General features: G+C 49.0%; 7 protein-coding genes and 1 rRNA gene. 2 read left to right on the top strand and 6 right to left on the bottom strand.

Features of this window, described 5'->3' with window-relative positions:
* Nucleotides 1–168: ribosomal RNA gene (locus tag ABS784_RS05960) — 16S ribosomal RNA — on the bottom strand; the annotation flags it as partial.
* Nucleotides 169–893: 725 nt separating this feature from the next.
* Here ABS784_RS05960 and ABS784_RS05955 point away from each other — a divergent pair.
* Both ABS784_RS05955 and ABS784_RS05950 read left to right on the top strand, forming a co-directional pair.
* Nucleotides 894–1,184 (top strand): hypothetical protein, encoded by a 291-nt coding sequence (locus tag ABS784_RS05955; RefSeq protein ID WP_011231630.1) that lies wholly within the window; start codon nt 894–896, stop codon nt 1,182–1,184.
* 64 nt (nt 1,185–1,248) lie between these two features.
* Nucleotides 1,249–1,692, top strand: a complete 444-nt coding sequence (locus ABS784_RS05950) for an Hsp20/alpha crystallin family protein (protein ID WP_011231631.1) — start codon at nt 1,249–1,251, stop codon at nt 1,690–1,692.
* Between the two features lie 16 nt (nt 1,693–1,708).
* Here ABS784_RS05950 and ABS784_RS05945 read toward each other — a convergent pair whose 3' ends face one another.
* The 5 genes from ABS784_RS05945 to lacZ all read right to left on the bottom strand — a co-directional run bounded on the left by ABS784_RS05945 (nt 1,709) and on the right by lacZ (nt 10,018).
* Nucleotides 1,709–2,731: a LacI family DNA-binding transcriptional regulator gene (locus ABS784_RS05945; RefSeq protein ID WP_042382431.1), complete on the bottom strand. Its 1,023-nt coding sequence runs from the start codon at nt 2,729–2,731 to the stop codon at nt 1,709–1,711.
* Nucleotides 2,732–2,787: 56 nt separating this feature from the next.
* Complete coding sequence (galT, locus tag ABS784_RS05940; protein WP_011231633.1) at nt 2,788–4,314, bottom strand: UDP-glucose--hexose-1-phosphate uridylyltransferase; 1,527 nt, start codon at nt 4,312–4,314, stop codon at nt 2,788–2,790.
* A 2-nt stretch (nt 4,315–4,316) separates the two neighbouring features.
* Nucleotides 4,317–5,303, bottom strand: a complete 987-nt coding sequence (gene galE / locus ABS784_RS05935; protein WP_011231634.1) for a UDP-glucose 4-epimerase GalE — start codon at nt 5,301–5,303, stop codon at nt 4,317–4,319.
* On the bottom strand, nt 5,300–6,490 hold the full coding sequence (locus ABS784_RS05930) for a galactokinase (RefSeq protein WP_352511779.1): 1,191 nt from the start codon (nt 6,488–6,490) through the stop codon (nt 5,300–5,302). The genes galE and ABS784_RS05930 overlap by 4 nt, the downstream gene beginning before the upstream one ends.
* A 486-nt stretch (nt 6,491–6,976) precedes the next feature.
* Nucleotides 6,977–10,018, bottom strand: coding sequence for a beta-galactosidase, LacZ type (lacZ, locus tag ABS784_RS05925; protein WP_352511778.1), 3,042 nt, complete (start codon nt 10,016–10,018; stop codon nt 6,977–6,979).
* Nucleotides 10,019–10,033 lie beyond the last annotated feature (15 nt).

The raw sequence follows: 10,033 nt of genomic DNA, 5'->3' as shown, positions 1-10,033 counted from the left end.
GCTCCGGTTTCCCGGAGTTATCCCGGTCTTGCGGGCAGGTTGCCCACGTGTTACTCACCCGTCCGCCGCTGACCAAATCAGAGCAAGCTCCGATCCGGTCCGCTCGACTTGCATGTATTAGGCACGCCGCCAGCGTTCGTCCTGAGCCAGGATCAAACTCTCCAAAAGAAAGTTGATTGGCTTTTCGCATTGTCCAGCTTCTGCCCGCCGCCTCTCGGGGTCAAATAACCTTCGCCTTCGGGATTGTAAATCCCTGCAGGCGAAGAACATTTGCCCATCGCGGCGACCCGCGGGCCTCAGCTTTTCCGTATTGTCCAGCTTCGGCCAAAGCGGCCTTCGCTTTTCTTTCGCGCTTCGTTTCGTTCAGTTTTCAAGGAACGACAGTTACTATTATAAACAATCTTTCAAAAATGTCAACTACTGATTCTCTTCTAATTATTACCGCGTTTAATTATTACCGCGTTCATTTCGTCGCGGCAATTATTCATTATACGCAGTGTTAACTATTTGTCAATAGTTTTTTTATTTCATGATTGTTCGATCGTTGCACTCCGACATTCCGTCGAAGCGGCGATTTTTATTTTATACACTATCTCACCTTATGTCAACTACTTTTTTAGGTTGAACGCTCTCCCACCTACGCTAACGCTTAGAGGTGGGAGATTCTTGGGAACACCCGCCCCACGGCAGGCTGTCAACCAAGCCATCCCCGTGCGTCCCACGGTTGGGCTGCCTTACAACGACAGCAAACGAAACCAGCCCCCACTATCTACATTCGACTTGGCCTCCCGAATCGCTTCGACTGCTGTATGATATAATTTCTTAAAAAGAATATGTTGCAAGGAGCAGACCTCGAGGATCGCTATGTATATTTTTTAAGGAGGGAAACAGCCGTGACCTATCCATTTTCTGCACTGCTTGACGGCTACCGCCGACTTTGGCCGAACCGATCGCTGGCGGCCGGACCGCTTGATGAACAAGAAAGCCAAACTCTTTTGTATGAAACGATAAGGCAAGAGTTGCGCGATGAATGGACGCATCCGCGCGTGCGGCAATCGTCCGAAGTGAAGTTTTATTACGCCGTTAAGCGGGTGGCCGCTTCTGACTTGCCGGATGGCATGAAAGTAGCACTCATTCAAGCGTATTTGACGGTGATGGAACAATTGCAAGCCAATCATACATAAAACAGACGAATCCGGTTCACACTACTGAGCGAAAAAACATTTCTTGTTAAGGAGGATGGCAGTTATGGCGTTAATTCCGTATGACCCGTTCCGGCACTTGGAATCGATTCGCCGGGATATGAACCGCTTTTTTGCTAGTGATTTTCCATCGCTGTTCACTCATATGGATGAGCAGCACTGGATGCCGCGCATCGACATGCATGAAACGGCCAACGAATACGTCGTTTCGTGCGATTTACCGGGGCTGGAGCGGAAAGAGGATGTGCACATTGACGTGCAGAACAACATGTTGACCATCAGCGGCACGATTCAACGCCACCACGATGTAAGAGAAGAACAAATGCACCGGCGCGAACGCTTCTTTGGTCGCTTCCAGCGTTCGATCACCCTGCCGGCGGATGCGGCGACGGAAAACATTCGCGCGACGTACAAAAACGGCGTGCTTGACATTCATATCCCGAAAACAACGACAGGAACGAAAAAACGCGTTGATATCGAGTTCCATTAATGCAGAAGGGAGCGGCTTATCGACCGCTCCCCTTTTCGTTGCCCTCGCTGCTTGAGCGGATGACGAGCTCTGTCGGCACGACGACCTTTTTGCAAATCGCTCGTTTCGTCGTCAACCGTTCGATGAGCAGCTCAACCGCTGTTTCACCCATAAATTCTGTGTATACTTTCACCGTCGAAAGCGGCGGGTGAAGAAATGCTGCCGTCGGAATATCATTGAATCCGACAATCGCCGCCTCTTCCGGAACAGCGATCCCGGCTTCATGCAGCGCACGCAGGGCGCCAATCGCCATCGAATCACTGGCAATGAAAAACGCCGTCGGCAAGTCGCCGCCTGAAACAGCCTCTTTCATCAGCCGATAGCCATCTTCAGCAGTGAAGGCACCGATCCATACATAGCGGGAATCATACAGCCCTTTGACATACAAATATTCGTAAAACGCCGCTTCGCGCTCATCGCGGATCGGCGTTTCCCCGTCGACATATTCACGGCCGCCGATATAGCCAATTTTCGTATGCCCCAACCGAAGCAAATAATCAAGCACTGTCACCGTCGCTTGACGCAAGTCGATGACGACTGAATCAAACCGATGCTCATCAGGCGAACAGTCGACAAACACAATTTGTTTGGCCCCGGCGGCAAAAACCTCGACTTCCTTCGGCCCGAATTTTCCGACGGCGATGATGCCATCGAGCGCCTCCATCCGTTCGATCGGATAGGCGCCGTGCTGTTTAAACAATTTGACGAGTTCGATGCCGCGGTCAAAACACTCTTTTTCCACTCCGAGGCGAATCGCCATATAATAGGGGTCATCGATTTCCTGGCGCTCCGAATACCAGTGAATGAGCCCGAAGCGAAACGATTCGCGCGCTTGCTGGCTTCGTTCCCGCAATGTTTTGTAGTTCAGCTCTTGGGCGACTTCAAAAATGCGCCTTCTCGTTTCATCGGAAACGGACAGCGTCGTATCGTAATTAAGCACGCGCGACACCGTCGCGACCGAAACGCCGACTTTTTCCGCGATTTCTTTTAACGTAGCCATAGTCTGTTTGCAATCCCTTCCTTATGTTTCATATGAAACGCGTTTTTTCGCCGCATTTAAACAAGAGACGACATGCGCTCCACAGCGTGCTGCATAAAGCGGCGAAACGCGTCCTTCCCTCGCTTGTCCCGCTTAAACACCCCGGCATGTTCCAACACGGTCACAAACCGTTGCCCGACTTCGTGCCGCAAAATGTCATGGACGTTGTCCTTCGTGATGTCCGGATAGGCCGAGTGAATGGCTTCGCACCAATCCCAATGTTTATGCATCGACTCGTCCCAGTCTTCTTTTTTTGTCCGATGCACGAGATAATCGGCCAGCGTCTCCAGTTCCACGGCAAGCCGTGCCGGCAGCACCGCCAGCCCCATCACTTCGATCAAGCCGATATTTTCTTTTTTAATATGATGCAATTCTTCATGCGGATGGAAAATGCCGTACGGATGTTCCGCTGATGTCCGATTGTTGCGCAAAACAATGTCCAACTCAAACAAATCGCCGCGCCGCCGGGCGATCGGGGTGATCGTGTTATGCGGAACATCGCCGCTGTAGGCCATAATCTCGACACTTGAGTCGCTGTACGTCCGCCATGTTTCATACAAAAAGGCAGCCGCATCCAACACGTCCTCTTTTGGTCCAGTCAAACGGATGACGGACATCGGCCAGCGCACTATGCCGGCTGTGACCGACGGAAACGATGGAAGCGGGATACACTCTTCGATCTCCGCCTTTTCCATCGCAAACGTATAGCACCCGCCTTGGAAATGGTCATGCACTAAAATCGAGCCGCCGACAATCGGCAAATCGGCGTTCGAGCCAATGAAATAGTGCGGGAACTTTTCGACGAAATCGAGCAAACGCTCAAGCGTCTTCCGCTCCATTTTCATCGGCACATGTTCGGCGTGGAAGACGATGCAATGTTCATTATAGTACACGTAGGGAGAATATTGGAAATACCACTGTTCATCCAATAACGTGATCGGGATGACACGGTGATTGGAACGGGCTGGATGACGCCACGTTCCTTCATACCCTTCGTTTTCTTTGCATAATACACATTTTGGATACGAGGATGACGGCATCTCTTTTAATTTGGCGATTTCCTTCGGGTCTTTTTCCGGCTTCGCCAAGTTAATGGTGATATCCAATTCTCCATAGATGGTTGACACTTTCCAGTGCTGATTGTTGGCGATGCGCGCCGTTTGAATGTAATTGGACGCTTGGCTCAACGAATAAAACCAGTCCGTCGCCTCCTGCGGGTCGCGGCGGTATCGCTCGTAAAAGGCGCGGATCACTTCCGACGGCCGCGGCATGACGCAGTCCATCAGTCTCGCATCCCATATATCGCGCTCGGTCGTTGTATTCGTTTCCAACAATCCTTGTTCATACGCCCAATCAATCATAGCGTCCAATACCGGGGCCGGCGAGGCCAAGGGAACGTCCTTGACCTCGGCCGGCTGCCATTCCGTGAGTCGGAGCGTTGCCAGCAGGCGGTTGCGCGCGTACACAACATCTTCCGGCGCTAAAAGGCCGCGTTGCTCGGCATAACGGATCAGTTGTTCAATCGCCGCAAAAATCGTTTCCATGTTTACACACCCCGATATCCGTTTGGCCGCGCTTGATGCCATTCCCATGCCGACGCGACGATATCCGTAATGGACGGGTATTTCGGCTCCCAGCCGAGCTCGCGCTTTGCTTTTTCCGATGAAGCGACAAGTCTCGCCGGATCGCCCGGGCGCCGCGCCACGACGCGGGCGGGGATCGGGTGTCCGGTCACTTGCCGAGCCGCTTCGATCACTTCTTTGACGCTAAATCCATTTCCGTTGCCTAAATTGTATACATCGCTGTCTGCCCCGCTCCGCAATTTCTCGAGCGCCAGCCAATGGGCATCGACGAGATCAAGCACATGAATGTAGTCGCGGATGCACGTGCCGTCGGGCGTGTCGTAGTCATCGCCGAAAATGTAGATTTCCTCGCGCTGGCCAAGCGGCACTTTTAAAATCAATGGAATCAGATGCGTCTCCGGGTTGTGGTCCTCACCGATTGTCGTGCCGTACGCCCCGGCGACATTAAAGTAGCGGAGCGAAATCGAGCGGATGCCATAGGCGCGGTCCGCCCATTTCATCATTTTTTCCATCGCCAGCTTCGTTTCTCCATACGCGTTCGTCGGTTCCGTCGGGTCGGTTTCGACGATCGGGATTTGTTTCGGCTCCCCATACACCGCGGCGGTTGAAGAAAAGACGATTTGCTTGACGCCAAATTCTCTCATCACTTCAAGCAGCACTTGTGTGCCGTACACATTGTTGTCGTAATATTTCAGCGGCTCTTCCATGCTTTCGCCGACCAATGAGTTCGCCGCAAAATGAATGACCGCCTCAATGTCGTGCTGGCGAAACACCTCGCGCAAAAAATCGCGGTCGCGAATATCGCCTTGGCAAAACACCGCATCAGGGTGAACCGCCTCCCGGTGCCCCGTCTGCAAGTTATCCACCACGACCACGCGCTCCCCTTTTTCAAGCAGACGGTACACCGCATGGCTGCCGATATACCCTGCCCCTCCGCAAACCAAAATCATCGGCTCATCTCCTCCAGTTCCGTGAGTTCTCTCGCCCCGTCACCAACTTCAACGACATAAAAGCTTGCTTCATAACCGATTTTTTCGGCATACGCGTTTCCGACCCGTTCAATGAAATCTTGAACGCATGCCTTTTTCACAATGTTCACCGTGCAGCCGCCGAATCCTGCTCCGGTCATGCGCGCCCCGACCGTTCCTTCGTGCGACCATGCCGCTTCAACGAGCGTGTCGAGTTCAACACCTGTCACTTCGTAATCATTGCGCAGCGACAAATGCGACTGTTTCATCAACTCGCCAAAGCGGATCAGGTCTCCGCGCTCAAGCGCCCGGGCGGCTTCAAGAGTCCGCTCGTTTTCCGTCACCGCATGGCGGGCCCGTTTTTGCTCAAGCGGGGAAAGAAGATGTTCATAACGGGCCAGCTCTGCGCTTGTCAGCTCGCCGAGCGAGGCGATGTTCCGCACGCTTTGCAGCTTCGCGAGAGCCGCCTCGCACGTCGCCCGCCGCTCGTTGTACGCCGAGTCCGCCAAGCCGCGCTTTTTGTTTGTGTTCGCGATGACAATCGAACAATCGTTGAGCACGAGCGGCAAATAGCGGTACTCGAGCGTCTGGCAGTTCAATAGAATGGCGCAATCTTGTTTCCCCATGCCGACGGCAAACTGATCCATAATGCCGCAATGGACGCCAACGTATTTATTTTCTACGGTTTGGCTCATTTTCACAAGTTCCAGCTGGTCAAGCCCGTGCCTGAACAGTTCATTGAGCATGACCGCGGTCACGAGCTCAATCGACGCGGATGACGACAGTCCTGCGCCGTTCGGGATCGTGCCGTAATACAAAATGTCCAATCCGGTCTCCAGCGGGCTGAGCGCTTGAAACGCAGCCAAGATCCCTTTCGGGTAGTTCGCCCAGCCGTGCTCGCTCCGGTATGACAAGTCATCGTAAGAGACGGTGATGACTCCTGTTTCCGGGAAGTTTTGGGAGTAAAGGCGGACAAACGGCTCATCCGTTTGCCGGACAAGCGCATACGTGCCGATCTCGAGCGCGCACGGCAGCACATGCCCGCCGTTGTAATCCGTATGCTCACCGATCAAATTGACGCGGCCGGGGGCGAAGAAGATACGAACTCGTTCTTCACCCCCACCAAATACATTTTTAAAGGTTTCTGTCAAACCGAAACTAACAGCCATGATTACGCCTCCTAAACAATCAATCGCTAGTATATATTTTAGTATAAATTTTACTAAAAACAATAAAAAAGAATTTTTATTAGTTGCTTATTTGACATGTAACTTAAAATTACGGTCTTATGCCTTTCTTTCCTTTAATCAACGTCTTATCCCTCCATCCCTTAAAAAAGTAAAATTACCTCATATTTTTATTTCCTAACCTTAACCCAAAAACAACTCGCAGTATTGTCCAAATCTTAGTATTCAGCTAATCCAAAGCAACAAATAAATACGATAAAATATACCGGGTATCACTTTCAAATTCGATAATTGAATCGCCTCCAATTTCTCTTGTGCCATATTGGCCAATCAGAACAGAAAACATAGCTTCAACCACTTTTCATTTTTGTTTGATCCACCTAGTAAGTATATCAGTGATGGCATTTTTATTTTTCGAGATAAATAAAAACGCTAAGATGAGAAGTTTACATCATGATGCTGTTGTCGCTAAACTTTATGAATCATAAACTCAAATTCCATGTCTTGATCTGCCTTTATGACGTATTCATCGTGAACTGGGGCGCCCCAGCTGTCGTCCCCGCCAACTCCCATTTGTCGACCTGCTACCGTGACAACCGTATAATGAATATTGGGCAGCTCGTAATGATGATTGGCATGTTCAAGTTCAAAAGCTGTGTATGGCGAAAAGTTGCACTCCAACGGTTCAGTTATAGAAGAAATTTTTATTCCCTGTCCATTGTTGTTCGTTAAGCTTACTTTACGAACACCTGTTCTGTTTCCTGATTCCTGCGGTTTGAGATAGCGCGATACATTGTCAGATACTTGATTTCTAAAAATTCCAAGTCTTGCCCCCTTTGAGCGGTCGACATAGTTTTCTTCGGGCCCCATTGCATACCACTCGAGTTGATTATAGTCGGCTGGAACCTTGAATGATACCGCAAAAATCGGCATTGACGGAAGATTCTCGACTCCATGATAGACCGCCTTCACGCGAATGCTGCCATCAGCATAAACGGTATAACCAATTTTCACTTCCAATTCAGGGTTAATGGAAAATTTGTAGGTAAAGGTGACATTTACTTGGGCCGCTTCCTCTTTCACATCGACTTTTACACATTTACGTGCCAAACTCGCCGCATACCAAAGCCCCGAATAGAAGTCTTGCAAAAAACCTCGGTCATTATCAGTCGTGGCCCTCCAAAACAATGGTGCAGGAGGGACCGCAATCATCTCCTTGCCTGCATAATTCATTGAAACTAGGCTTCCTGCCTGTTTGGAAAACATGATCGTAAAATCTTTGCCGTGCACCCCAATGTTGACATCACCATGGACAACTTTTAACTTTCCGCTAGGAACAACGAATTCCTTGGAACCAATCTGGAATACAAACTGGCCGAATGCCACCTCATAACCAGCATCAGCCCAAAGTGTTTTTTCTTTCAATTTAAATGACGCATGAATGCAATATTCACCTGCATCTGCCATCATCCCAAGGGGCCAGTCGAACTCGACTCTTTTCTCTTCCTGCGGTGCTACCGATACATTCAGCTTGCTTCGATACAACTCTCTCCCTTCAAGGAATAGGACGTATTCTAAATCATATTCACTTGTGTCAGTGAAAAGACTTTCATTTCTAATATTGACACCGTATTGATCCGGTGAAAGCTTAAAGTTTTGATAAAGATATTTTACTTCCTGCATCTTCGGTGACAACTCCCGGTTGGCATAGACAATTCCGTTCGTGCAGAAACTGTAATCGGTTGGACGGTCGCCAAAGTCCCCTCCATATGCCAAAAATTCTTTTCCATAACGATCTTTTTTCACAAGGGCTTGATCAATGAAATCCCAAATAAAACCACCTTGATACATCGGATACTTTTGTTCCAAATCCGTATATTTGTACATCCCGCCGAGCGAGTTCCCCATTGCATGCATATATTCGCAGCTGATATACGGTTTATCCGGATTTTCTGTTAAATACTTTTCAATTTCATGAGGCTTTGCGTACATACGACTTTCTATGTCGCTTATATCATTGTACTCGCGGGCATGGAATACTCCTTCATAATGGACAAGACGGCTCGGATCGACTGACCGAAAATAGTTGGCGACGTTTAACAGAACTTCCCCAGCATACGATTCATTTCCACATGACCAAATCAGGATGGAAGGATGGTTCTTATCCCTTTCAAACATTGAAATCGCCCGGTCCATAACAATGTCTTGCCATTCTCGATTGTTCCCCGGAACATTCCATGTGGGGTCGACACGGCCCATTTTTTTCCACGTTCCGTGCGTTTCCAAATTCATTTCATCAATGACATAGATGCCGTATTCATCGCATAGTTCATACCAATAGCTTTGATTCGGATAGTGTGACGTACGGACTGCGTTAATGTTATGACGCTTCAACGTTTTAATATCCCATAGCATATCTTCCTTTGTGATCGCCCGGCCTCTTCGGCAATGAAATTCATGTCGGTTAACGCCTTTAAATACAATCCGTTTTCCGTTAAGGTGCATAACTTTATTGATGATCTCGAATCTTCGAAAACCGACCTTCTGTGGAACAACCTCTACCAATTGGCCAAACTCGTTAAAAATCTGAATATATAGCTTATACAAATACGGTTTCTCCGCGCTCCATAATTCCGGTTCATCGACCGAAATGGAAAATGTTCCCTTTCCACCATGAAGCTCTCCGTCTTTTTTGGCGACAAGGTCGCCTTTCGCATCATACAGTTCAGCGATAAACCTAGAGCCGGCAGGTACCGGAGACAAAAAGGTAAGGTCCGCCGTTAACATGCCTCTCGTATAGGACGAATCCAATTCGGCGCGAACATGTAAATCATAGACATGAATATCTGGCACTGTATAAAGGTATACATCGCGAAAGATTCCAGAAAAACGCCAGAAATCCTGATCCTCAAGCCAACTTCCGGTGCTGTACTGGTAAACCTCAACCGCGAGCTTATTCTCTCCATCCTTTATAAAAGGTGTAAGTTCAAATTCTGCCGGCGTGAAAGAGTCCTCACTATACCCGACAAACTGCCCGTTCAACCAAACATAAAACGCCGACTCCACTCCTTGAAAAGAAATATACACCGGTTTACCTTTCATACGTTCAGGAAGATTAAAAATTTTTATATAGCTTCCTACTGGATTATAATCCATAGGAACTTCTGGAGGACGAACATCGCAATGACCGTCCCACGGATACATCGTATTTACATACTGGGGAGTTCCATAGCCTTGCAACTGAATATGCCCTGGTACGGAAATATCGCCCCAGTTTGAGCAGTCAAAATCAAGTTGATAAAATTTCGCGGGGCGGCTAGCTGGATTGACCGCATAGTGAAACTTCCAATTTCCATTCAACTCATAGCGCATCGACATGGAAACTCCACTTTTTGCTTCTTCCAACGTCTCATAATAAATATGGTCCGAATGAGCAGGCAGGCGATTAACACCGAACACACGAGGATCCGAAAGCCATTCTAATGTGGGGGTTGTTAATGTTTTTTTCATTATTTCCACACTCCT

The organism is Geobacillus sp. G4, from assembly GCF_040327975.1.
Taxonomy (GTDB): Bacteria; Bacillota; Bacilli; order Bacillales; family Anoxybacillaceae; genus Geobacillus; species Geobacillus thermoleovorans.
Note: the sequence above shows the minus strand (reverse complement) of the source record. Positions and strands in the feature narration are given on the sequence as shown.